The organism is Stenotrophomonas sp. STEN020 (genome assembly GCF_056760195.1).
On the sequence record NZ_JBRREI010000028.1, the window covers coordinates 14,564 to 36,335 of the forward strand.

General features: G+C 65.2%; 23 protein-coding genes. 8 read left to right on the top strand and 15 right to left on the bottom strand.

Translation table 11 applies throughout. From position 1 onward, the window contains the following. Nucleotides 1–26: 26 nt before the first annotated feature. The 10 genes from ACVOLZ_RS12900 to ACVOLZ_RS12945 all read right to left on the bottom strand — a co-directional run bounded on the left by ACVOLZ_RS12900 (nt 27) and on the right by ACVOLZ_RS12945 (nt 9,961). A complete protein-coding gene (locus tag ACVOLZ_RS12900) occupies nt 27–668 on the bottom strand; it encodes a DUF1287 domain-containing protein (RefSeq protein ID WP_481516505.1) in 642 nt (213 codons plus the stop codon). After that, entirely contained in the window at nt 665–1,720 is a 1,056-nt protein-coding gene (locus ACVOLZ_RS12905; protein WP_481516506.1) for a symmetrical bis(5'-nucleosyl)-tetraphosphatase, read from the bottom strand. The genes ACVOLZ_RS12900 and ACVOLZ_RS12905 overlap by 4 nt, the downstream gene beginning before the upstream one ends. Beyond that, nucleotides 1,720–2,103 carry a Co2+/Mg2+ efflux protein ApaG gene (gene apaG / locus ACVOLZ_RS12910; protein ID WP_481514020.1) on the bottom strand — a complete coding sequence of 128 codons (384 nt, stop codon included), beginning with the start codon at nt 2,101–2,103 and terminating at the stop codon, nt 1,720–1,722. The genes ACVOLZ_RS12905 and apaG overlap by 1 nt, the downstream gene beginning before the upstream one ends. A 49-nt stretch (nt 2,104–2,152) precedes the next feature. Next, nucleotides 2,153–2,959, bottom strand: a complete 807-nt coding sequence (gene rsmA / locus ACVOLZ_RS12915) for a 16S rRNA (adenine(1518)-N(6)/adenine(1519)-N(6))-dimethyltransferase RsmA (RefSeq protein WP_481516507.1) — start codon at nt 2,957–2,959, stop codon at nt 2,153–2,155. Next, the gene (gene pdxA / locus ACVOLZ_RS12920) at nt 2,956–3,936 is read right to left on the bottom strand and encodes a 4-hydroxythreonine-4-phosphate dehydrogenase PdxA (protein ID WP_481516508.1); all 981 of its coding nucleotides are present in this window, start codon (nt 3,934–3,936) and stop codon (nt 2,956–2,958) included. The genes rsmA and pdxA overlap by 4 nt, the downstream gene beginning before the upstream one ends. 3 nt (nt 3,937–3,939) lie before the next feature. Beyond that, a complete protein-coding gene (locus tag ACVOLZ_RS12925) occupies nt 3,940–5,301 on the bottom strand; it encodes a peptidylprolyl isomerase (RefSeq protein WP_481516509.1) in 1,362 nt (453 codons plus the stop codon). Then, nucleotides 5,298–7,733 carry an LPS-assembly protein LptD gene (lptD, locus tag ACVOLZ_RS12930; RefSeq protein WP_481516510.1) on the bottom strand — a complete coding sequence of 812 codons (2,436 nt, stop codon included), beginning with the start codon at nt 7,731–7,733 and terminating at the stop codon, nt 5,298–5,300. Before lptD ends, ACVOLZ_RS12925 begins: the two co-directional genes overlap by 4 nt. A 96-nt stretch (nt 7,734–7,829) precedes the next feature. After that, nucleotides 7,830–8,753: a histone deacetylase family protein gene (locus tag ACVOLZ_RS12935; RefSeq protein ID WP_481516511.1), complete on the bottom strand. Its 924-nt coding sequence runs from the start codon at nt 8,751–8,753 to the stop codon at nt 7,830–7,832. Nucleotides 8,754–8,810: 57 nt separating this feature from the next. Next, entirely contained in the window at nt 8,811–9,365 is a 555-nt protein-coding gene (locus ACVOLZ_RS12940; protein WP_282270799.1) for a cob(I)yrinic acid a,c-diamide adenosyltransferase, read from the bottom strand. Between the two features lie 14 nt (nt 9,366–9,379). Further along, on the bottom strand, nt 9,380–9,961 hold the full coding sequence (locus ACVOLZ_RS12945; protein WP_481516512.1) for a hypothetical protein: 582 nt from the start codon (nt 9,959–9,961) through the stop codon (nt 9,380–9,382). Nucleotides 9,962–10,075: 114 nt separating this feature from the next. Between ACVOLZ_RS12945 and ubiH the strand changes: the two genes are divergently transcribed. Together ubiH and ACVOLZ_RS12955 are read left to right on the top strand one after the other, a co-directional pair. Then, the gene (ubiH, locus tag ACVOLZ_RS12950; protein WP_481516513.1) at nt 10,076–11,287 is read left to right on the top strand and encodes a 2-octaprenyl-6-methoxyphenyl hydroxylase; all 1,212 of its coding nucleotides are present in this window, start codon (nt 10,076–10,078) and stop codon (nt 11,285–11,287) included. Continuing rightward, nucleotides 11,284–12,462, top strand: coding sequence for a UbiH/UbiF family hydroxylase (locus ACVOLZ_RS12955; RefSeq protein ID WP_481516514.1), 1,179 nt, complete (start codon nt 11,284–11,286; stop codon nt 12,460–12,462). Before ubiH ends, ACVOLZ_RS12955 begins: the two co-directional genes overlap by 4 nt. Before the next feature lie 165 nt (nt 12,463–12,627). On the opposite strand, the gene ACVOLZ_RS12960 is transcribed toward ACVOLZ_RS12955, so the two are convergent. The 5 genes from ACVOLZ_RS12960 to ACVOLZ_RS12980 form a co-directional block, all read right to left on the bottom strand. Beyond that, nucleotides 12,628–13,029 carry an EF-hand domain-containing protein gene (locus ACVOLZ_RS12960; protein WP_481516515.1) on the bottom strand — a complete coding sequence of 134 codons (402 nt, stop codon included), beginning with the start codon at nt 13,027–13,029 and terminating at the stop codon, nt 12,628–12,630. Nucleotides 13,030–13,119: 90 nt separating this feature from the next. Continuing rightward, nucleotides 13,120–13,842 carry a hypothetical protein gene (locus tag ACVOLZ_RS12965; RefSeq protein WP_481516516.1) on the bottom strand — a complete coding sequence of 241 codons (723 nt, stop codon included), beginning with the start codon at nt 13,840–13,842 and terminating at the stop codon, nt 13,120–13,122. 62 nt (nt 13,843–13,904) lie between these two features. Beyond that, entirely contained in the window at nt 13,905–14,903 is a 999-nt protein-coding gene (locus tag ACVOLZ_RS12970) for an SMP-30/gluconolactonase/LRE family protein (protein ID WP_481516517.1), read from the bottom strand. 142 nt (nt 14,904–15,045) lie between these two features. After that, a complete protein-coding gene (locus ACVOLZ_RS12975) occupies nt 15,046–15,405 on the bottom strand; it encodes a hypothetical protein (RefSeq protein WP_481510610.1) in 360 nt (119 codons plus the stop codon). Beyond that, nucleotides 15,402–16,352 carry a hypothetical protein gene (locus ACVOLZ_RS12980; protein ID WP_481516518.1) on the bottom strand — a complete coding sequence of 317 codons (951 nt, stop codon included), beginning with the start codon at nt 16,350–16,352 and terminating at the stop codon, nt 15,402–15,404. The genes ACVOLZ_RS12975 and ACVOLZ_RS12980 overlap by 4 nt, the downstream gene beginning before the upstream one ends. 147 nt (nt 16,353–16,499) lie before the next feature. Between ACVOLZ_RS12980 and prmA the strand changes: the two genes are divergently transcribed. The 6 genes from prmA (at nt 16,500) to ACVOLZ_RS13010 (ending at nt 21,757) form a co-directional block, all read left to right on the top strand. Further along, complete coding sequence (gene prmA, locus ACVOLZ_RS12985) at nt 16,500–17,414, top strand: 50S ribosomal protein L11 methyltransferase (RefSeq protein WP_481516519.1); 915 nt, start codon at nt 16,500–16,502, stop codon at nt 17,412–17,414. 29 nt (nt 17,415–17,443) lie between these two features. Further along, complete coding sequence (locus ACVOLZ_RS12990) at nt 17,444–18,325, top strand: DUF3426 domain-containing protein (RefSeq protein ID WP_481516520.1); 882 nt, start codon at nt 17,444–17,446, stop codon at nt 18,323–18,325. Nucleotides 18,326–18,424: 99 nt separating this feature from the next. Next, a complete protein-coding gene (gene fis / locus ACVOLZ_RS12995) occupies nt 18,425–18,697 on the top strand; it encodes a DNA-binding transcriptional regulator Fis (RefSeq protein WP_481516521.1) in 273 nt (90 codons plus the stop codon). Nucleotides 18,698–18,913: 216 nt separating this feature from the next. Further along, nucleotides 18,914–20,497, top strand: a complete 1,584-nt coding sequence (purH, locus tag ACVOLZ_RS13000) for a bifunctional phosphoribosylaminoimidazolecarboxamide formyltransferase/IMP cyclohydrolase (protein ID WP_481516522.1) — start codon at nt 18,914–18,916, stop codon at nt 20,495–20,497. 22 nt (nt 20,498–20,519) lie between these two features. Then, complete coding sequence (locus ACVOLZ_RS13005; RefSeq protein ID WP_481516523.1) at nt 20,520–21,347, top strand: hypothetical protein; 828 nt, start codon at nt 20,520–20,522, stop codon at nt 21,345–21,347. Continuing rightward, nucleotides 21,347–21,757 (top strand): hypothetical protein, encoded by a 411-nt coding sequence (locus ACVOLZ_RS13010; RefSeq protein ID WP_481516524.1) that lies wholly within the window; start codon nt 21,347–21,349, stop codon nt 21,755–21,757. The genes ACVOLZ_RS13005 and ACVOLZ_RS13010 overlap by 1 nt, the downstream gene beginning before the upstream one ends. Nucleotides 21,758–21,772: the final 15 nt, after the last annotated feature.

The window sequence follows — 21,772 nt, forward strand, 5'->3', positions numbered from 1 at the left end:
GCGCTGTGTGCAGGGCGAGACCTGCTTCAGTTCGGCATCCGGTAATGCCCAATGATCGTGTGTCGGAACAACAGATCCTGCTCCTGCGTGCCGTTGGCGATGTTGTGCAGCACCAGCGGCGTGCCATCGTCCAGTCGTCTATCCGAGACGATGCCCACGTGCAGCAGGCCATTTCCATTGAGCTTCCACGCCACGATGTCGCCGGCGGCATAGTCGTCGGCGAGTGTGCTGATTGGTAGTTCCCAGCCGGCACGCTGGAACCAGTGCATCTGGTTGGGCACGCGGCGATGGTCGATGTTCCGGTCCGGTCGCGACAGTCCCCATAGCTGCGGATAGACGGTGAAGTTCCCGCGCATGTCTTCGTTGATGCGTTGCTGTAGATCTACGCCCTGCGTGCGCAGGGCGCGGATCACCACATCGGTGCAGACGCCGCGATCAGCGGGTGGATCGCCACCTGGATAGCCGAGGGAAAAGTAGGTCGGGTCGTAGCGGGTGGTAACCCCGATCTGCGCCCGTGCTGCCGCAACCAGAGGTGGTGAGACGGCTGCAGGCGCAGATTCGATTGCTGCATGCGGCGTCGGGTTGGTTGGCGCGTCGTCCGTCTGCGGGCGACAGCCAGCAAGCACTGCGATGGCCATCAGCAGCAGGGCTGATGGCCAAGGCCTCATGCCGCCGGTCCGTTGTTGTCCGACGTCGGAGTACTGTTGTTGCCGTTGCCGTTGCCGTTGCCGTTGCCGTTTCTTCCACGCGGACGATGGCGGCGTGGACGACGGCGCTGTTCGCCGCTGCGCTCGGGGCGGGGCGCTTCGCTGCGAGGTTCGGATTTGGCTTCAGGCTTGGCTTCCACCTTTGCCTCCACACGCGGCTTGCGTGGTGGGTGCTGGCCCGGTACTGGTACCGGTACATCGCGGCCCGGCACCTGCACGATGCGCAGGTCTTCGCTGTCCAGCTGCAGTGCGGTGAGCTTGCCACCCCAGACTGCGCCGGTATCGATGGCATGCACGCCCTGGGTGATGGTCAGGCCCAGCGCCGACCAATGGCCGCAGACCATCTTCAGTTCGCGCTCGACCCGGCCAGGTACTTCAAACCACGGGTACATACCCTGCGGCTGGGTGCCCGGGGTGCCCTTGTCTTCCATGCCGATGCGCCCACTTGGGGTGCAGTAACGCATGCGGGTGAAGATGTTGATGATGGCGCGCGAGCGGTCGTAACCGCTCAGGCCCGGCGACCATGCCGGCTTGTCGCCGTACATGTTGCGGAACAGCTTGCGGTAGCCATTGCCGTGCAGTTGCAACTCGACTTCGCGGGCGTGCTTTTCGGCCAGCGCCACGGTCCACTTCGGCGCGAGGCCGGCATGGAACATCATCCAGCCCAGCTCGCGATCGACGTGGGCCAGCTTCTGCATGCGCAGCCAATCCAGCAGCACGTCGCGGTCCTCGGCCAGCACGATGCGCTGCAGGTCCGGGTTGACCTTGCGCTGCTCCTCTTCGCTGCGGGCGCCAATGGCCAGCAGGGACAGATCGTGGTTGCCGAGCACGGTGACGCTGTGTTCGCGCAGCGAGTGCACCAGCCGCAGTGTTTCCAGCGACTGGCCGCCACGGTTGACCAGATCGCCAGCGAACCACAGTTTGTCTGCAGCCGGGTCGAAGTTGATCTTTTCCAGCAAACGCTGGGTGACGTCGTAGCAGCCCTGCAGGTCGCCAATTGCCCAGGTCGCCATCAGTGCAGCGTCCTTGGGATGGCGAGTACGAACGGCGCGATCGGTGCGGCGAACTCGGTGCCGTCGTCGGCGATCATGTCGTAGTGGCCTTGCATGGTGCCGCGCTCGGTGCCGAGCATTACTCCGGAGGTGTAGCGGAACTCCTCGCCGGGGCGCAGCCGTGGCTGCTCGCCGACCACACCATCGCCATCGACGATCTCGACCCGGCCTTCGCCGTCGGTGATGCGCCAATGACGGCTGATCAGCCGTGCCGGCATGGTGCCGCGGTTGTGGATGCGGATCGTGTAGGCGAACGCAAAGCGGCCGTCTTCAGGGGCCGACTGGTCGTCGATGAAACGAGGCGAGACCTCGATCTCGATCGCGTAGTGGCGGGTGTCTTCCATGGGAGGAGTGTAAGCAAAAGCAGGTGATCGGATTGCGTGTTTGCAGCGCTTATTCGTGCGGCAGGTTGGCAAGCCTGATGAAGTCGGCAACTTCCAGCTGTTCGGCGCGGACATCACTGCGTACGCCGGCGGCTTCGAACTGGGCCTGGTCGATGACCCCGTTGAGGGCGTTGCGCAGGGTTTTGCGGCGTTGGCCGAAGGCGGCGCGCACCACGTCGGCGAAGCGCTTGCGGTCGTTGATGCCAACCGTGGCCGGATCACGCGGAATCAGCCGGACCACGGCCGAATCCACCTTCGGCGGCGGCCGGAACGCGCCCGGCGGCACCACGAACAAGGCACGCACCTCGCAGAACGCCTGCAGCATCACGCTGAGGCGGCCGTAGACCTTGCTGCCCGGGCCGGCGGCCATGCGGTCGACCACTTCCTTCTGCAGCATGAAGGTCATGTCCGAGATCGCGGCGGCGTGGTCCAGCGCGTGGAACAGGATCGGCGAGGAGATGTTGTAGGGCAGGTTGCCGACCAGGCGGATCGTGGAGCCTGCGGCCAGTTCGGTGAAGTTCACCCGCAGCACGTCGCTGTGGACGATGGTCAGCTCACCCAGCGGCGCGGCGGCTTCGGTCAGCGGTACGATCAGGTCACGATCGAACTCGATGACGGTCAGCTTGGGATGGCGGCGCAGCAGCGGGAAGGTGATGGCGCCTTGGCCCGGGCCGATCTCGACCAGACGGTCGTCGCCCTTCGGGTCGACCGCCAGGACGATCTTCTCGACGTAATACTTGTCCGCCAGGAAGTGCTGGCCGAGCTGCTTCTTGGCCGGGGCGGTGAAGCCCGTGCGCGGGGAATGATCTGAATTCATGTGCTGATTTTACGTTGTGCAGCCAGCTGCGCGCATAAAGCTGTTGCCGCAAACAGGCTGGAGGGGTCGGCCACGCCCTTGCCGGCGAGGTCCAGGGCGGTGCCGTGGTCCACCGCGACGCGCGGGTAGGGCAGGCCCAGGGTGATATTGGTGGCCTGCTCGAAGCCGCTGTACTTGAGCACCGGTAGGCCCTGGTCGTGGTACATCGCCAGCACAGTGTCGAAGCCGGCCAGTTTGGCTGGCAGGAAGGCGGTGTCGGCGGGCAGCGGGCCAATCAGGTTCAGGCCTTCGCCGCGCATCTGCTCGAGCAGCGGGATGATCAGGTCCAGCTCTTCACGGCCGAGATGGCCGTCTTCGCCGGCATGCGGGTTGAGCCCCAGCACGGCGATACGCGGCTGCATCAGGCCGAAATCGCGGCGCAGGGCCGCATCGGTGGTGCTGATGACCTTGCGCAGGCTGTCGGCGCTGATGGCGTCGGCGACGTCGCGTAGCGGCAGATGGGTGGTGGCCAGGGCCACGCGCACGATGTCATTGGCCAGCATCATCACCACTTCGACGCCGGCCTGGTTGGCCAGCAGCTCGGTGGTGCCGCTATAGGCGATACCGCCCTGGTTGATCACCGCCTTGTGCACCGGGCCGGTGACTACACCATCAAGGCTGCCATCCAGGCAGGCCTGGCCGGCGCCGAGCAGGGCATCGATCACCGCGTGCGCATTGCGTGGGTCGGCGTGCCCGAACTGCGAAGGGGTGGCATTGCGGACTTCGCGCAGGCGCAGGTCGCCCGGGCGGCTGGCAGTGGCATGTTCTGGCAGCAGCTGCAGCGGCAGGTTCAGCGCGCTGGCGGCGGCCTGCAAGGTATCCGGGTCCGCAAACGCCAACAGCCGGCAGTCACTGCGCGGCTGTTGGGCAAGACGTATGCAAAGTTCCGGGCCGATCCCGGAGGGCTCGCCCGGAACCAGAGCGAGCTGGGCAGTCATGGATCAGGGCTTGGCCGGCTCGGCCGGGGTGCTGGTCGAGTCGGCAGTGCCCTCGGCGCGGTCGCCACTGCGGAAGCTGACGTAGGCTTCGCCACGCAGTTCCTGCAGGTAACGGTTGTACTCGTCGTCCAGCTTGCGGCGGCCGATCTGTTCACGGACCTGGGCGCGCTTGTTGTTGTCGCCAACGTCGGTCTGACGGCTGGCCACACGCTGCACGATATGCCAGCCGGCGTCGGTGCGGAACGGAGTGCCCACGCCGTTGTCAGTCAGGCTTTCAACCTGCTTGCCGAAGTCCGGGCCAAAGGCATCGGCCGGGAACCAGCCCAGATCACCGCCTTGGCCGCGGCTGTTGGTGTCGTCGGAAGACTCCTTGGCCACGGCCTGGAAATCGGCGCCACCAGCGATGCGTGCACGCAGGGTTTCGATCTTGGCCTTGGCTGCAGCGTCGTCGACCTGGTCGGTAACGCGCACCAGGATATGGCGGGCGTGGTATTCGGTGACCTTCTGGCCGCTGTCGCCAGCGCCGCCGGCATCACGGGTTTCCACCAGTTTGAGCAGCTGGAAGCCGCTCGGGCCACGGATCGGGCCCAGCACGTCGCCGGCCTTCATGGTCTTGATCTGGTTGGCAAACGCGCTGGGGATTTCGTCGGCACTGCGCCAGCCCAGGTCGCCGCCTTCCAGCGCGTTGGGGCTGTCCGAATAACGGACGGCTGCAGCAGAGAAGTCCAGTTCGCCCTTGTCGAGCAGGCCCTTGACGCCGTCAACCTTGCTCTGGCCGGTAGCGATCTGCTCGGCAGTCGCGCCTTCCGGCACGGCAATCAGGATGTGCGCCAGGTGGAACTGGGCACCGCCTGCGTTCTGCTGGGCCAGCGCGGCATCCACTTCGCCTTCGCTGACGCTGATGCGGCTCTGCGCAAAGCTCTGACGCAGGCGCTGGGTGATGATTTCCTCGCGCACCGAGTTACGGAAGTCGGAGAAACCGATACCGTCCTGGCTCAGGCGCTGACGCAGGCCATCGACGTTGGTGCCGTTCTGCTGGGCAATGCTGCCGATGGCGTGGTTGAGTTCTTCATCGCTGACGCGAATGCCGCTGCTTTCGGCGCGGGCCACCTGCAGCTTGACCAGCACCAGCCGCTCCAGCACCTGACGCTCCAATACCGATTCCGGCGGCAGCTGGGCTTCACGCCCGGCGTACTGGCCCTTGATGTTGGCGACCGCACGCTGCAGTTCGCTCTGCAGGATGACGCCCTCGTCGACGATGGCGGCAATGCGATCCAGCGGTTGCGTCTGCTGCGCAACAGCCGGGGCGGCAACGCCGGAGAACGCCAGCAAGGTGGCGAGGACTGCAGGAAGGGTCTTGGTCATGGAATCTGGTTGGGATCGTAGTCGTCGTCGTTCGCTTCGATGTTGCTCGGCGGAACGAGGTAGAGGTCGTCTCGGTTGTAGCCGAGAATAGCACGGCGCAAGGTGCGGTCCGTGTTCTGCCCGACCGAGCTCAGGCCCTTGAGCACGAACTCGATCTGGAACGAATTGTTGAGGTCACCGTCGCGGTTTTTGACGTAGCGGCGGGCCAGTGCACGCACCGCCAGGCAGCAGCTGTCCCACTGTACGCCGCCGATGATTTCCAGCGGCTTGCTGTCTACCATGGAGTAGTAATAGCGGCCAACGACGCTCCAGCGCGGGTTGATCGGATACAGGAAGGAGAAATCAGCTTGCTTGAGCTGCTCCTGACCGGTGGTCGGGTTGCCGCGGTAGCGGTAGCTCAGGTTGATCACGCCGTCTTCGGGCAACAGGTAGCGCGCACGTACGCTGGCCAGGTCTTCCTTGCGGAACTTGGGGTTCCACTGGTAGGTGGTGCCTAGGGTCCAGCGGTCGGTCATGGCCCAGTTGACGTCGGCCACCCAGGCGGACTTGCTCTCGCTCACCACCGGGTCGCCGGGGTTGACGGTGACCCGCGAGTCTTCGAAATAGCTGATCTGACCAATGCTGGCCGAAAGCTTTTCGCGGCCATCAGCCTGACGGATCAGGCGGGTGGTCAGTGCCGTGGTCAGCTGGTTGGCATCGTTCTGGCGGTCGGCGCCGGTGAAGCGCGAGTCGCGGAACAGCTGGCCCCAACTGAAGGTGAAGGCGCGGGTGTCGAGCAACGGCAGGTCCGACTGGTCACGGTACGGGGTGTTCAGGTAGAACAACCGCGGTTCCAGCGTATGCAGATAGGACTTGCCTTTGAGCGTGGTCTCACGATCGAAGAACAGGCCCATGTCGATACTGGCAATGGGCAGGCTGCGGTGGGGCGAGGTGTTGCCGCGCAGCTGCTCCGGGGTGGCAGTGGCTGGATTGATGCCGGCTGCGCGCAGCTGCTGGGCGCGGATGTCGTCGGCCAGGCCACGTTCCAGGTCATAGGCGGTATAGCGCCAGGCCAGGGTCGGGGTGACGTACCAGGCTGCGCCGCCCAAGGGCATCGAGACGTAGGGCTTGATGTCCAGTCGCGAGCCGCCAAACATCTGGGTGACGTCACCGGTGCGGACATATTCACCATCTGCATCCCGCACCTTGTAGCGGATGTCATCGTGGGTGAAGCGCACCGCTTCGGCATACACGCCGGCTTCGAACCAATGGCCGAAGCTCTCATCCCAGGTGGCGAACAGACGCGGCTGGCGGTTGTAAGGCAGGGATTGTTCGGTCAGCGTGTAATCGGTCAGCTGCCACTCGTCGGCCATGATGCCGGCGGTCCAGGCGCGACCTGTACCGTACAAGCCGGCAGTGCTCTGTATGTTGGAGGCGGTGATGCCGTTCAGACGGTTGGAAAAGTCCTCGACGTAACGCTCGTCGCTGACCCAGGCCATGTTGGCGCGGGCCTGCCAGTTCTTGTCGATGTTGTGATAGCCGCTGAACGACAGGCTGCCGCGATCGCGGTCGCGTAATGTGTCGTTCGCCATATAGGTGGTATCCAGCTGGCCACGGCCGCCGGAGTACAGATAGCGGAACTCGTTGTCGAGCAGGAGCCCGCGCTTGCTCATATAGCGCGGGGTCAGGGTGTCGTCGTAGTTCGGCGCCAGATTGAAGTAGATCGGCTGCGCGTAGTCAAAGCCGTTGCGCCCGGACAGGCTGATCTTCGGATAGAGCAGGCCGGTCATGCGACGGTCGTCGATCGGGAACTTGAAGTAGGGCATGTACAGCACGGGCACCTTGCCCACGCGCAGCACCGCATTGCGGGCAGTGCCGAAGCCTTCTTCATTGTCGACATCGATCTGCGGTGCCACCAGCTTCCAGACCGGCTGCGAGGGATCGCAGGTGGTATAGCTGGAGTGGTGCATCTGCCCGGTCGAGCCCTGCAGGTCGACCGAATCGGCCGAGCCGTTGCCGCGACGGGAAACCAGTTGGTAGCGGATATCGCTGATCTTGTGCGAGTCCGTTTCCTGATTGCCTTCGGCGCGCTCGGCGACCATCCGGATCGACGAATCTGAATATCGGACATTGCCCTCGGCAATGTAATTGCCGCTTTCGGTATCCAGGCGCAGGCTGTCGGCGCCCATGAACTGGTCGCCACGCTTGAGCAGCACATTGCCTTGGTATTGCGGTACGGCGCTGGTGCCAGTGAGCTCGTTGCCTTCGATGTCGGTGGGCAACTTCTCGCGGTTCGCTGCGGCGGCGGGATCCGCCGGCGGCGCCTCGTCAAAGGCGGGAAGCGTGTCGGTAGCCGGGCACAGGCCCCAGTTCACCGGCTTATCGTCGGCCCAGGCGGGCAGGCAGATGGCAATGCCCAAGGGCAGGGGTAGCAGGCGGAGAGCTTTGCGCACGCGGTTCGCATTCGGGGGAAAACGGCCGCTAGCTTGCCGCATCGTCTGCATGGGGGCAATGAAAGCCTGCCGGATGGGCCGGGCAGGGTTCATCCATCAACGGCTTGCGAGCAGTTCCTGGACGTGCGCGACGCTGCATTCGCGCAGGGCCTGCAGGTCGTAGCCGCCTTCCAGCATGGATACCACCCGGCCGCTGGCGTGGCGTTGGGCGAGCTTGACCAGCTCGGCGGTCAGCCAGCCGAAGTCCTCGGTTTCGACCATCAGATCGGCCTGTGGGTCGCGCATGTGGGCATCGAAACCAGCCGAAATGAACAGCAACTGTGGCCGGAATGCCTCGATCTGCGGCAGCATCTCGTCGGCCCAGGTGTTGCGGAAGCGGAAACCGCCACTCCCCGGCGGCAGCAGGATGTTGCAGATATTGCCGACCCCGCGCTCGCGCATATTGCCCGAATACGGGAACAGGCCCGACTGGTGGGTGCTGTAGTAGGCGATCTTGGGCTCGGTTTCGAAGATGGCCTGGGTGCCATTGCCGTGGTGTACGTCGAAATCGACGATGGCGATGCGCTCCAGGCCGTACTTGTCGCGGGCGTAGGCCGCGGCCACGGCGACGTTGTTGAACAGGCAGAAGCCCATCGCGGTATCGGCGGTGGCGTGGTGGCCTGGCGGGCGTACCGCGCAGAACACGTGCTTGTTGCCTTCTTCCAGCATCACCGCGTCGACCGCGGCGACGCCGGCGCCGGCCGCATGCAGGGCCGCGCTGGCCGAACCGGGCGAACTGAAGGTGTCCAGATCGATACGCCGCAGTGGCGCGGTCTGCTGCTGCAATACCGAATCGATCAGCTCACGGGTATGCACCCGGGCCAGTTCGCCGAGCTTGGCTGGCGGCGCGTTGCGCCATTCCAGCTGGTCCGGGAACTCGCCGCGCAGGGCTGAGATGACGGCGTGCAGGCGCTCCGGCGACTCGGGGTGATCGATGCCGGGGTCATGTTCAAGGCAGGCGGGGTGGGTGAATACCAGCATGGCCGCACTGTAACCGTCGACGCCGCGCGGGGCGCGGCGTCGTATGGGAGGGGGGGATCAGCCGTGACGGCGTTCGTGGTTCCACAGTACTTCGCCATGGCCACCGGCCCGGGCAAGTACGCGGGACAGCACGAACAGCAGGTCGGACAGGCGGTTCAGATAGCGCACCGCTTCGGCACGGATGTCTTCGACGCGGGCCAGTGCCACGGTTTCACGCTCGGCGCGGCGGACGATGGTGCGGGCCAGGTGGCAACGTGCCGCGCCTTCGCCGCCAGCTGGCAGGATGAAATCCTTCAGCGGCGGCAGGTCGTCGTTATAGCGGTCCAGGTGCTGCTCCAGCGCGTCGATGTCGGCGCCATGGATGGCGGCGTGCCCGGGGATGCACAGCTCACCACCGAGGTCGAACAGCTGGTGCTGGATGGTGGTCAGTAGCGTGCGCACGTCCTCGGGCAGGTCCACCGCCAACAGCACGCCGATGGCCGAATTGGCCTCGTCGACGGTGCCGTAAGCGTTGACCCGCAACGAATCCTTGCCGGTGCGGCTGCCATCACCCAGGCCGGTGCTGCCATCGTCGCCGGTGCGGGTGTAGATCTTGGAAAGGCGGTTACCCATTGCTCAGCGCGCCCTTAGTGGGCAACGCGGCCAGCGGCCGGCTGCTTGCTGACGGCTTCAGCCACAACCTGTACCAGCGCGGCAGCACCGATGTACATGGCAGCGCTCTGCATGTAGGGCAGCAGCCAGTCGCTGTAGTTCTTGGCCCAGCCAGCGAAGGTCGGCTCGGCGACCGAGGCGCTGATCCAATAGAAGCTGCCCTGGGCGATCAGGTGGCACAGCGCGACCGAACCGATCACGGTGGCGGCAAGCATGCCCAGCGACTTGAGGCTGGCGCTGCGGTAGTAGCGACGCAGCAGCATGCCGCCGGTCCACATCGCGAAGTAGGCCGGGATCAGCATCCAGTAGGCGGCCGAGACGCAGTAGTGCTGCCAGAAGCTCATGCCCTGGTTGGAGATCACCACCCAGTCAATCACCACCGCCAGGCCCATCAGCAGCGGGAACGCCCAGCGGGTCCAGTTGCGCAGATAGAAACCGCCAATGAAGAACACCGCCCACGAAGCATCCGGGATCGGCGCGAAGTGGTTGAGGCGGGTGCCGGCCATCAGCAGCACGAGCAGGGACAGGATGATGGCGCGTTGAGCGTTGGCGGTCATGGTGGCGATTTCCGTTAATCAGACGGCCATTCTAGCCGCAGTGGGGGTGAACAGGCGGTTGCACTGCGGCAAGGGGCGGCGACCGGGCGGGTGCAGCCCCGTTATCATTGGCCCATGAGCAAGAACCATGACGTAGTGATCGTCGGTGGTGGGCTGGTTGGTGCCAGTCTGGCCATCGCATTGGACCGGTTGGGGCTGGATGTAGGCCTGGTCGAGGCGACCCCGGGCGGCGCGCTGCCGGCGGTGTTCGACCAGCGCAACCTCAGTTTCGCCGCCGCCACGATCAACGCGCTGACCGCGTTGGGGGTGATGCAGAAGCTGGCCAACCCCGGTGGCCCGATCCGTCGCATCCATGTCAGCCGTGCCGGTGATTTCGGCCGTGTGCTGATGCAGGCCGCCGATTACGGCCGCGAGGCGTTCGGCCAGGTGGTGGTGGCGCGCGATTTTGGTGAGGCGCTGGAAGCGCGGCTGGGCGAGCTGCAGCAGCTGACCCGCTACCGCCCGGCCAAGTTCGTCAGCCTCGGCGAGAGCAGCGACGGTCGCCGCGAGGTATTGATTGCCGATGGCAGCGGCGAGCAGCGCCTGCAGGCCCGGCTGGTGATTGGCGCCGACGGCACCCGCAGCGCGGTTCGGCAGGCGCTGGGGATCGACGTCAGCGAACACGACTACCAGCAGACACTGTTCGTGGCGCGGCTGCGTGCGGCCAAGGCGCCGGACGGCTGTGCCTATGAGCGCTTCACCGATACCGGCCCGACTGCATTGCTGCCGCGTGGCGACCGCCATTACGGTGTAGTCCATGGTGTCGCCCGCGACGAGGCTGACACGGTGATGGCCTTGGATGACACGGCGTGGCTGGCGCGGCTGCAGGATGCCGTGGGTTGGCGTGCCGGGCGGCTGCTGGAAAGCGGCCCGCGTAGCGCCTACCCGCTGATCCAGGTGCTGGCGCAGAAGCTGGTTGGCGAGCGCGCGCTGTTGCTGGGCAATGCCGCGCAGACCATCCATCCGCTGGGTGCGCAGGGTTTCAACCTTGGTCTGCGTGACGCGCTGACCCTGGCCGAATTGATCGGCGATGCGGCACGCGACCCTGGTAGTGAAGAGCTGCTGCAGGCGTATGTGGCGCGGCGTGGCCCGGATCGCGAGCAGACGCTGGCGTTCTCCGATGGGCTTGCCCGTTTGACCAGCAATGCCACCCCGTTGATCCGGCCGCTGCGCAGCCTGGGTTTTGTAGCTGCGGCGCAGGCCCCGGCGGTGCAGTCATTCCTGGTTGGCGGAGCGATGGGCTTCCGCGGGCAAGTGCCCGAGCTGTGCAGGAGTGAGGCGCGATGAGCCGCCGCGGACAGTGGGACGCCGTAATCGTTGGCGGTGGCGTGGTTGGTGCGGCCTGCGCACTGGCGCTGGCAGGCGAAGGCCTGCAGGTGGCGGTGGTGGAAGGCCGTGAGCCGCCAGCATGGTCGGCACAGAAGCCGGACCTGCGTGTATTCGCGTTTGCTGCCGATAATGCCGCGCTGCTGGAGTCGCTGGGCGTGTGGAAGCAGGTGGACCAAGCCCGCGCCCGCGCCTATCGGCGCATGCGGGTGTGGGATGCCGCTGGCGGCGGCGATCTGACCTTTGACGCCGACACGCTCGGCCGGCGCGAGCTGGGCTGGATCGTCGAGAACGGCTTGTTGGTGGATCGGCTGTGGGCGGCATTGCCGGCTGCCGGCGTGCAGTTGTATTGCCCGGCACGGGTGGAAGCAATGGAGCAGGATGCGCAGGGTGTGCGCCTGCGCCTGGATGATGGCCGTCGTGTTGAAGCCTCGATCGCGATTGCTGCCGATGGTGCCGAATCTACCCTGCGTACGCTGGCGGGGTTGGAAGTCAGCCGACATGACTATGGTCAGCGCGGCGTGGTTGCCTATGTGGACAGCGTGCTGCCTAACGAAGACACCGCCTGGCAGCGTTTCCTTGATACCGGCCCGTTGGCGGTGCTGCCGTTCGAGCGCAACCGCAGTTCCATCGTCTGGACCCTGCCGGATGCCGAAGCCGAGCGCGTGCTGGCATTGGATGAGGACAGCTTCAATCGCGAGCTGACCAACGCGTTTGCCGGGCGTCTGGGTGAGATGCGCTTGGCCTCGACGCGCGCGGCGTTCCCGCTGCGCCGTCAATTGGCTAGTGCATATGTCGCCGGGCGCGTGCTGACCTTGGGCGATGCGGCGCACGTGGTGCATCCGCTGGCCGGGCAGGGTGTGAACCTGGGCCTACGCGACGTGGCCGGCCTGCGTGATCTTGTGCGCGAAGCCAAGCAGCGTCGGCAGGATTGGAGTTCACCGCACCGCTTGCAGCGCTGGGCGCGTACCCGGCGCAGCGAGAACACGGTAGCCGCTTACAGTTTCGATGCGATCAACAAGGTGTTCTCCAACGACGAGATGCACCTGACCCTGGCGCGTGGCGCGCTATTGGGTCTGGCGGGCAAGATGCCGCCATTGATGTCGATGTTCTGGAAGCGCGCCTCAGGCCTGTAGGTAATGTGGTGCCGAACCATGTTCGGCAGAGGCTTTACCAGCAATGCGAATGTAGTGCCGAGCCATGCTCGGCAGGGGCTTTCTCGGTAATGCCCCATGCCGAGCATGGCTCGGCACTACAGGTGAAGCGGCTGCCGAGCATGGCTCGGCACTACAGGTGACGCTTCAGCGCAACCAGCCCGCCAACTGCTCGCGCGACAACTTGCCGCGACGCGCCGTATCCAATGCATTGAACTCGTCAGCCAAGGCTGGATTGGCCTGCGCTTCGGCGCGGCTGATGAAGCCATCACCATCCACATCCATCGCGTCGAAATCGATGCGGTAATTGCCGATCACGCTGTCCGGCTGGATCGATCGCACGGTGACCTGGGCCTGGTCGGTGGGCATCAAAATCTGCGTGGAGTGGGTGACCTTGCCAGTCGCCAGCGATTGCTCGCGCACATGCACCGGCGCATCGTTCAGCGGCATGCTGACCGCAGGCTCAGGGCGCGGCACGGTCTGGGCGTTGGCAACAACGGGCAGCAGGATGGCGAACGCCAACGGCAGGGCAATACGAAGCACAGACATGGCACGACTCATCGTTGGTGGAAACAGGGCCCGCCACGCGGGTGGCGGCAGTTGTGATGGTAGTGCGCAGCAGCTGAACGGGCGAGCCGCTCAGCCCGGGATGAACGGGAAGACCAGTTTCAGCAAGCCCTTCAAACCACCTTCGGCGGTAGAGCTGATCGCCTTCGCGCCCAAGCTGTTGAGCGCGCGACGCAGGTCGATCCAACGCAGTTGGGTGACGTCCTTCTTCAGCAGGTCGGCGACTTCCTCCGAGGCCGGGGCCAGCTTCTTCAAGGCATCCAGCGTGGCCTGCGGATCGGGCTGCAGGTAATTCCAGCGTTCGGCGATGTTGAGCAGAGTGTCGAAGCGCACCGCCACCACTTCGCGGTTGCGCTCATAGACCGGAATCGCACCGACATCGAGGATGGCCTGCTCGAAGCGCTGGGCATCGTCGGGGTGCTCGATGCGGATCGCGAGAAAACCTTCCTTGCGGCTGCGCTCGCTGACGTGCTTTGCCCCGGAGCGCAGGTTGGCCTCGGTCAGCACCGCGCCGACGATGCGCTGCAGGGCGGCCTCACCTTCCTCAGGCACCAAGGCCCGCCAACGCGCATAGCCATCGCGACGCAGGCCTTTGACCTTGGCCGGAGTGACCCGCAGCTGCAGGGCAACGGCGGCGTTGGAGTCGCTGCGATTTATCGCGCCATCGCGTTCGATCAACACGAAGATCAGCAATTCCAGGTCGCGCTTGGTCAGCGACTGGAAACCCTGCATCAGGGTCAGTCGCAGAAACTCATTGCCGAAGCTGGCCGGGTCCTTCAGTTCGATGCTGTGCATTGCGGTTCCTCCCATGACCTACAGCATGCCTGATATGGATTGCAGCAGCTGAGACTGGGGCCTCAGGGTTTGGCAGATGGTTGCAAACCGTATTCACGGCCGGGGTGGTCGGCCTGGAAGGTTTCCACCGCGCCCCGGTCCTGCAGGGTGACGAAGACCTGGCGGCCATCGCTGCCGCCAAAGGCGAGATTGCTGGGCTTGCGGCCTTTGAGCGGCACCTCGCGTAGCAGCTTGCCATCGGGCGAGACCACAGCAATCACACCGGCGTCGTAACGGGCGATATAGAGATTGCCGTCTGCGTCGCAGCGCATGCCATCCATGCCGTGGTCATCGAAGCGGATCAGCAGGCGCTTGTTGGCCAAGCTGCCGTCGGCGGCACGGTCGTAAACCCAGACATTGCGCTGCACGCTTTCGTTGACGTAGAGGCGTTGGCCGTCGGGACTGACCTCGATGCCGTTGGTAGTGCCCATGCCGGATTCCAGCAGGTGCACGCTGCCGTCGCGGTCGACGCGCCATAGCTGGCCATCGTCGGCCTTGGCCCAGTTAGGGTCGCTGGCGTAGAGCGTGCCGTCCGGGGCGAGGGCGATGTCGTTGGGCTGGTGCGCATCGGGAAGGTGCGCGAACACGCTGACGTTGGTTGAGCCTGGCGCTACGCGCAGGATGTTGTGGCGTGGGTAGTCGGCGATATACATCGTGCCATCGCTGCCGAAACGGATGCCGTTGCCGACGCTGCCTTCGGGCAGGGTGAGGAAAAGCGTTGCCTTGCCGGTTTCATCGACGCGGCCGATGGTGCCGTCCTTGCCGAGATTGACCACGTACAGCGCGCCGTCAGGACCAGTGGCCGGGCCTTCGATGCCGGTGGTAAAGGTGCCATCGCTGACATGGTCGCGGGCGACGAAGGTGTCGGCGGCCAGTGCGGTGCTGCTCAGGGTGATGAGCGCGAAGCTGGCGATGCGGGCAAGGCAGGTCTGGCGAACGATGGCGGCGACTTCCGTGTTGGTGGAAGCGCGAGTGTGCCAGAGCGTGACGGTGGAGCGGAGTGTGGTTGCTTGGGCAACCATGGGGGTCAGGTAGTGCCGAGCCATGCTCGGCATGGGCATTACCAGCAGAGCCCCAGCCGAGCATGGCTCGGCACTACGGAAGCAAGCGCGCACAAAAAAGGCGGGAATCCCCGCCTTTTTTGTGCCTGATGGAAACGCCGACTTACTCGGCGTCTACCGCGCTGCCCTTGAGCGGCTCCGTGCCCAACGGCGAGGACGGATCAACCACCGTCACCGTTTCCACCGAACCGTCCGGCCAGACGATCTGGAAACTGCTGCCCGGCTGCAAGGTATTGAACGGCATGCCGCTCTGCGCGCGATACACCGCTGCGGCCTGGGTAGCACCAGCACGGCGCAGATCCGCATCGGATTTGACGCTGGTCAGCTTGACCTTGGACAGCGTTCGGTAACGGTCTTCATAGGTGTCGATCAGCACCACGCCAACCGCACCCGCCGAATAGGCCACAAACAGCACAACCCATATCCAGAACTTTGCCCCGTGCATGAAACGACGGTAGTTCATCGCACACCTCGCTGCGCCTTGCGCAAGCTGTTGATCATTTCGTTCATCTTTTCCACACCCTGCCGCGGTACCGCAGCGTCGTAAACGAATGACTGAAAATCCTGCTGCGGATCGCGCGAGCAGATCCCGCCATTGGCGCAATAGGCCACCATCAAGGCACTGTTGGGTCCACACGCCAAACCGAGTTGGCAGGCAGCCACCTGCCAGGCCAACTGACTGAACTGGCTACCGGCAACCATGCCCTTGTAGGCATCATCGCCAGCGGCTGCGGTACCCATCGCACCGGAGATCGCCAGGAAGGCTTCCGGGTCCTGCGAGGACTGCACCCGCTCCACCAGCTCACGCCGGTACTTGGGGCTCTCGTCCAAGGGTTCACCCATCGACAACAGGGCTGCCTCGGCTGCCAGATTGCCGGCCTTGGCCGAGGCCAAGCGCTGTTGCAGCAGACGCGCGCGGCCCAGCCCATCGGCAGCGGTAAAGCCCGCGCAGCCCTGGCGCACCTTGCCGCGTGCGGCCAGCATCGCGGAAATGGCATCCAGATCCATGCGCTGCAATGCGGCACTGTCCAGCGCGTAGCCCGAGGGGTCCATCGCAAACACGCCGCAGTAATCGTAAATGCGGCTGGCCATCCAGCCGGCCTCGGCATTACCCGCATCCGCAGCGGCCTGCAGTTGCCGGGCATAGGCAAACAGATCGCTGCCGTTCTCAAATGCGGCGCGCAGATCCAGCGGCAAGCCCGCCGCCACGGCGGCGGTTTGCTCAGGCATCGAAGTAGCGGCACTCAAGCTTGGCCCGCCAAGTTCGGCGGGATTGCCGCCATTGGCCGCAGCAACTTCTGCCGTGTCCCCATGCAGGAGGTTGCCACTGCGAACACCCAAGGCAACCATCAGCACCGCCGCAGGCAGCACCAATAGATACCAGGGCTTTCTGGCAAGCAAAGCGAGCATGGGAGAGAGACAGCCTGCTACACAGTCACGGGTACGGAATTCTATCAATACCGGCTGCCGCAGCGGATGAACCAGCCAGCTGAACGGGCAATTGGTGCCCAGCTCGTCTAGGATGCGTGCCCTGTCCCGCCGTTGCCGTACGCCGCCATGCCCTTCCTCGAACTGACCCTGCGCTGCACCGAAGCCACCCAGCCCCGCTACGAGAACGCCCTCGATGACGTCGGCGCTTTGGCGGTGACCATGCTCGATGCCGACGCTGACACCAGCAACGAGCGCGCGATCCTGGAACCGGGCGTGGGCGAAACCCCGCTGTGGAACGAGCTGACCCTGAGCGCACTGTTCCCAGCCGACACCAACGCATTGGCCCTACTGGCCGCACTGGAATCATTCGACCCGGGCCTGGAGTGGACCCAGGCCAGCTTCCGCGCCGTCCAGGACGAAGACTGGGAACGCGCCTGGCTGGACCAGTTCCAGCCGATGCAGTTCGGCCAGCGCACCTGGATCGTGCCGTGGAACCATGAGCTGCCGGAAGCTGCACAGGCCGCTGACGCCGCCATCGTGCGCCTGGACCCGGGTCTGGCCTTCGGCTCGGGCACCCATCCGACCACCGCGCTGTGCCTGCGCTGGCTGGACCAGCTCTCGGCCGAGGGCAAGCTGGTCGGCAACACCGTGCTCGATTTCGGTTGCGGCTCCGGCATCCTCGCCCTGGCCGCGCTGAAGCTGGGCGCCGCGGCGGCCGTGGGCGTGGACAACGACCCACAGGCGCTGATCGCCACCCACGACAACGGTGAGCGCAACGGCGTGCATATCGCCGCCTATCTGCCGGAAGACGAACCGGTCGCCACCTATCCGGTGGTGGTGGCCAACATCCTCGCCTCGGCACTGGACGCACTGGCAGAGTTGCTGGCCGCGCGTGTCGCGGCGGGTGGGCAGATTGCCCTGTCCGGCATCCTGCACGGCCAGGAAAGCGAGCTGCTGGAACGCTATGCGGCCTGGTTCGACCAGCTCGAAGCTACCCAGGATGGTGACTGGATGCGCATCACCGGCGTGCGCCGTGCTTGAATGGGGCCAGTGCCTCAGCCTGCCCTGCCATGACTGACGAAACCGCGCCTACCCAGCCTTCCCTGGCGACCTTCCTGCAAGGTCCGGCCAACAGCACGTCCAAGCCAGGCTCGCCCGAAAGCGCGCCGGCGGCGTCGGCGGCCGATGACACGCAAGCCACGCTCGCACTGGATCTGCCTGTACCGGCAGATCCAGCCGACGTGGTGCAGCCTGACGCCGCACAGGCTGACGTCGAACGGACTGAAGTCGAAGGATCAGCAATTGAGCGCGCTGAAACGTCACCGCCTGCGGCAGCGCAAGCCGAGCTCGTCATGCCGGAAGCCGCAGCCGTCAGCGACAGCCCCGGCATCGAGGACGCGGAGCCGACGGAAGACAGCGCGTCGCAGGCTGCAGCCGCACCCAGCTTCGCGCGCCAGAACCGCGCACAGGCAGCAGCACCGGTTGACACCCCGCGCTGGCAATGGGGTCTGGTACTGGCATTGGCATTGCTGCTCGGCCTGCAGATCATTCTTGCCGACCGTGCCAAGCTCGCCGCCGATGCTGGCACCCGGCCGCTGGTCAGCGGCCTTTGCAGCGTGCTGCGCTGCACCCTGCCGCCGTGGCACGAACCCAGCGCGTACAGCATGCTCAGCCGCGACATCCGTCCAGTCCCTGGGCAGGCTGGCGCCCTGCAGGTACAGACCAGCTTCCGCAATGACGCCCGCTGGGCACAGGCTTGGCCGGCGCTGCGCTTGTCACTGTCCGATGCCGATGGCCGGGTGATCGGCCGGCGTACCCTGCAGCCGGCCGAATACCTGGGCCCAGGCGCTGATCCGTTGGCGCGATTGGAGCCCGGACAAAGCGCGCAGGTGTCGTTCCGGCTGCGCGAACCAGCCGCTGCCACCGTCGCCTTCAGCTTCGAATTTCAGTAAACGCGGGACAATGGCGTGGCAGGCCGACGGCCCACGCGCTAGACTCCCTCCCCCATGCCGGGCCAACGCGCCCGACTTTGCTGAACCCGGGAACTCTCCTTGAACGCTGCCCTCACCCGTCCTGACACCAGTCGTGGCGCTCCGAAGCCACCGCTTCGCGAACACGTTGCCCAGTCCGTACGGCGCTACCTGCGCGATCTGGACGGCTGCGACGCCGACGACGTGTACGAGATCGTGCTGCGCGAGATGGAAATCCCGTTGTTCGTAGAAGTGCTGAACCATTGCGAAGGCAACCAGAGCCGCGCCGCGGCGTTGCTGGGCATACACCGCGCCACCCTGCGCAAGAAGCTGAAGGAATACGGGCTGGCGTAAGCCCCGGGCTGTCTGTAGTGCCGAGCCATGCTCGGCAGAAGCGTTACCGGTAATCCCCGCCGTCGTACATTGCTGGGAAGGCCCTTGCCGAGCATGGCTCGGCACTACATTGCATTGCTGGGAAAGCCTTTGCCGAGCATGGCTCGGCACTGCACCTGCTTCTCTGTGACCGCGCGGCTACAATATGGGCCCGCTTCCGCTTCCCCCTGCCTCCCCATGTCTTCTGATCTGCTGCCCGTACGCCGGGCTCTGCTGTCCGTTTCCGACAAGACCGGCCTGATCGATCTGGCCCGTGCCCTGGCTGCCCGCAACGTCGAGCTGCTGTCCACCGGCGGCACCGCCAAGGCGATCCGCGAGGCCGGCCTGCCGGTCAAGGACGTGTCCGATCTCACCGGCTTCCCGGAAATGATGGACGGCCGGGTCAAGACCCTGCACCCGATGGTGCACGGTGGCCTGCTCGGCCGCGCCGGCACCGATGACGCGGTAATGGCAGAACACGGCATCGCCGCGATTGACCTGTTGGTACTGAACCTGTATCCGTTCGAATCGGTCACCGCCAAGGCCGACTGCACGCTCGCCGACGCGGTGGAGAACATCGACATCGGCGGCCCGGCGATGCTGCGCAGCGCAGCCAAGAACTTCGCCCGCGTCGCCGTGGCAACCAGCCCGGACCAGTACGACGCCTTGCTGGCCGAGCTGGCCAGCAACGACGGCAAACTGTCCGCCGCCAAGCGGTTTGAACTGTCGGTGGCCGCGTTCAACCGCGTCGCCCAGTACGACGCGGCGATCAGCAACTATCTGTCGGCCGTCACCGACACCAGCGCCGCTGTGCCGGTGCGCAATGAATACCCGGCGCAGATGAATTCCTCCTTCATCAAGGTCATGGACCTGCGCTACGGCGAGAACCCGCACCAGAGCGGCGTGTTCTACCGCGACCTGTATCCGGTGCCGGGCACCCTGGCCACCTTCGTGCAGCTGCAGGGCAAGGAACTGAGCTACAACAACCTGGCCGACGCCGATGCCGCATGGGAATGCGTGCGGCAGTTCGAGGTGCCGGCCTGTGTCATCGTCAAGCACGCCAACCCGTGCGGCGTGGCCGTGGCTGCCGATGTTGGCGCCGCTTACGAGATGGCCTACAACACCGACCCGACCAGCGCATTCGGCGGAATCCTTGCCTTCAACCGAACGTTGGATGTGGCCACCGCCAAGGCCATCCTCGACCGCCAGTTCGTCGAAGTACTGATTGCACCGGACTACGAACCGGCCGCACTGGACTACGCCACCAAGAAAGCGAACGTGCGCGTGCTGCGCATTCCGGCCGGTGATGCGCGCAACAACTACGACACCAAGCGCATTGGTTCGGGCCTGCTGATCCAGAGCGCCGACAACCGTGGCATGAGCGCTGACGAATTGAAGACCGTTACCCAGCGCGCGCCGACTGCCGCTGAAACGCGCGACCTGCTGTTCGCCTGGCGCGTGGCCAAATACGTCAAGTCCAACGCGATTGTTTACGCCAAGGACGAGCGCACCATTGGTGTTGGCGCTGGCCAGATGAGCCGTGTGTACTCGGCACGTATCGCCGGCATCAAGGCCGCCGACGCAGGCCTGGTGGTGCCGGGCTCGGTGATGGCATCGGATGCATTCTTCCCGTTCCGTGATGGCTTGGATGCAGCAGCCGAAGCCGGCATCACCGCGGTGATCCAGCCGGGTGGCTCGATGCGTGACAACGAAGTGATCGCCGCTGCCGACGAACATGGCATCGCCATGGTATTCACCGGCGTGCGCCACTTCCGTCACTGATTCCCTCACCGAGAGCTGGCACATGGCGACCAGGGTTTTCCCGCGTTTGATTTCCCTGCTCGCCGTCGCCCTGCTGGCTTCGTGCCAGCAGGGCACGCCCGCACAGGGCGACGCTCCGGCAGCGAAGCCGAAACTCAGCTACGAGGCCGGGGTGATGGCGGCACTGCAGGAGCGCTATGGCAGCGCTGTGCAGCTGCAGGGGCAATGGTCGCAGCAATTGAGTGATGCCGATCTGGGGCAGGCGCGCGCAGTGCACCGCGATATCTGCGCCGACCAGAGCATCAGCGTGCAGAACGGCAACTACCGCATGCTGGCGATCTGCACCAGCTACGACGATGCCAGCCCGATTGAACTGGGCAGCACCGATTTCATCGTCCTGCGCCGCGCCGCCGACGACGGCATCAGCATCGCCGCCGAACTGCTCGGCCAGGGCAGCGGCACCGGCGGCAAGCCGGGCAGCGTCACCACGCTGCAGATGGGCGCAAACGCCTGGGGCTTCCAGGTCGACGACGAACTGGTGGTGGTCGGCGCGGCAATGCGCAACCGCGCCTGGTATGTGTTCGACGGCGACAAGAAGTTGTCCAGCGCAGGCTGGCTGCGTAGCCACCTGGATGATCGCAACGCCATCGACTGCAATGCGTCGGGCAACTGTTCGCATGGCCGCCTGGATCTGAACTTCGATGCAGCACCTGACAACAGCCAGCCGCAGCTCGCCTACTGGCCGCTGCGCGTGCAGGAGAAAGGTCGCGGCTGCGGTGGTGCAACCAACAAGAACCACAGCATCGACTACGACAGCGCACAATCGCGCTACCTGATTCCTTCCACCATGCAGCTGGAGGCTTGTAACTGATGCGCAACGCAATTCTCGCAGTCACCGCCGGGCTTTGTGCCGTCCTGCTCGCCGGCTGTGGTACCAGCAAGCTGACCGACGCCCAGCACTCCGCGCTTGCCACCCTCGGCAAGCAATTGCCCAAGCCCTACCGCGATGGTTTGATCACCGAATCGGCACATCGTCATGCTGACGACATCGTGTTCGTGGTGCGTTTTCCCGGCGCAAGCGTGGCCATGGCCAAGGCCAAGCCCGACGTGTTCGAGGCATTGCGCCGTGACGAGGACGAGGCCATCACCGAGCTGTGCAGGGAACCGGCGCTGCAGCCGGTCTATGCCGCCGGCGGCGGCGTGCGGCGGCGCTTCGTGGATGCCGGCGGTGCGACGTTCTTCGAAGTCACGCTGAAAGCCTCCCATTGCCTTCCCAATTGATGCCCCACAGGAACT

Bases quoted from the DNA above. Each gene is read 5' to 3' on its own strand.
- ACVOLZ_RS12900 (WP_481516505.1), bottom strand. From the start codon at position 668: ATGAGGCCTTGGCCATCAGCCCTGCTGCTGATGGCCATCGCAGTGCTT.
- ACVOLZ_RS12905 (WP_481516506.1), bottom strand. From the start codon at position 1,720: ATGGCGACCTGGGCAATTGGCGACCTGCAGGGCTGCTACGACGTCACC.
- apaG (WP_481514020.1), bottom strand. From the start codon at position 2,103: ATGGAAGACACCCGCCACTACGCGATCGAGATCGAGGTCTCGCCTCGT.
- rsmA (WP_481516507.1), bottom strand. From the start codon at position 2,959: ATGAATTCAGATCATTCCCCGCGCACGGGCTTCACCGCCCCGGCCAAG.
- pdxA (WP_481516508.1), bottom strand. From the start codon at position 3,936: ATGACTGCCCAGCTCGCTCTGGTTCCGGGCGAGCCCTCCGGGATCGGC.
- ACVOLZ_RS12925 (WP_481516509.1), bottom strand. From the start codon at position 5,301: ATGACCAAGACCCTTCCTGCAGTCCTCGCCACCTTGCTGGCGTTCTCC.
- ACVOLZ_RS12935 (WP_481516511.1), bottom strand. From the start codon at position 8,753: ATGCTGGTATTCACCCACCCCGCCTGCCTTGAACATGACCCCGGCATC.
- ACVOLZ_RS12940 (WP_282270799.1), bottom strand. From the start codon at position 9,365: ATGGGTAACCGCCTTTCCAAGATCTACACCCGCACCGGCGACGATGGC.
- ACVOLZ_RS12945 (WP_481516512.1), bottom strand. From the start codon at position 9,961: ATGACCGCCAACGCTCAACGCGCCATCATCCTGTCCCTGCTCGTGCTG.
- ubiH (WP_481516513.1), top strand. From the start codon at position 10,076: ATGAGCAAGAACCATGACGTAGTGATCGTCGGTGGTGGGCTGGTTGGT.
- ACVOLZ_RS12955 (WP_481516514.1), top strand. From the start codon at position 11,284: ATGAGCCGCCGCGGACAGTGGGACGCCGTAATCGTTGGCGGTGGCGTG.
- ACVOLZ_RS12960 (WP_481516515.1), bottom strand. From the start codon at position 13,029: ATGTCTGTGCTTCGTATTGCCCTGCCGTTGGCGTTCGCCATCCTGCTG.
- ACVOLZ_RS12965 (WP_481516516.1), bottom strand. From the start codon at position 13,842: ATGCACAGCATCGAACTGAAGGACCCGGCCAGCTTCGGCAATGAGTTT.
- ACVOLZ_RS12970 (WP_481516517.1), bottom strand. From the start codon at position 14,903: ATGGTTGCCCAAGCAACCACACTCCGCTCCACCGTCACGCTCTGGCAC.
- ACVOLZ_RS12975 (WP_481510610.1), bottom strand. From the start codon at position 15,405: ATGAACTACCGTCGTTTCATGCACGGGGCAAAGTTCTGGATATGGGTT.
- ACVOLZ_RS12980 (WP_481516518.1), bottom strand. From the start codon at position 16,352: ATGCTCGCTTTGCTTGCCAGAAAGCCCTGGTATCTATTGGTGCTGCCT.
- prmA (WP_481516519.1), top strand. From the start codon at position 16,500: ATGCCCTTCCTCGAACTGACCCTGCGCTGCACCGAAGCCACCCAGCCC.
- ACVOLZ_RS12990 (WP_481516520.1), top strand. From the start codon at position 17,444: ATGACTGACGAAACCGCGCCTACCCAGCCTTCCCTGGCGACCTTCCTG.
- purH (WP_481516522.1), top strand. From the start codon at position 18,914: ATGTCTTCTGATCTGCTGCCCGTACGCCGGGCTCTGCTGTCCGTTTCC.
- ACVOLZ_RS13005 (WP_481516523.1), top strand. From the start codon at position 20,520: ATGGCGACCAGGGTTTTCCCGCGTTTGATTTCCCTGCTCGCCGTCGCC.
- ACVOLZ_RS13010 (WP_481516524.1), top strand. From the start codon at position 21,347: ATGCGCAACGCAATTCTCGCAGTCACCGCCGGGCTTTGTGCCGTCCTG.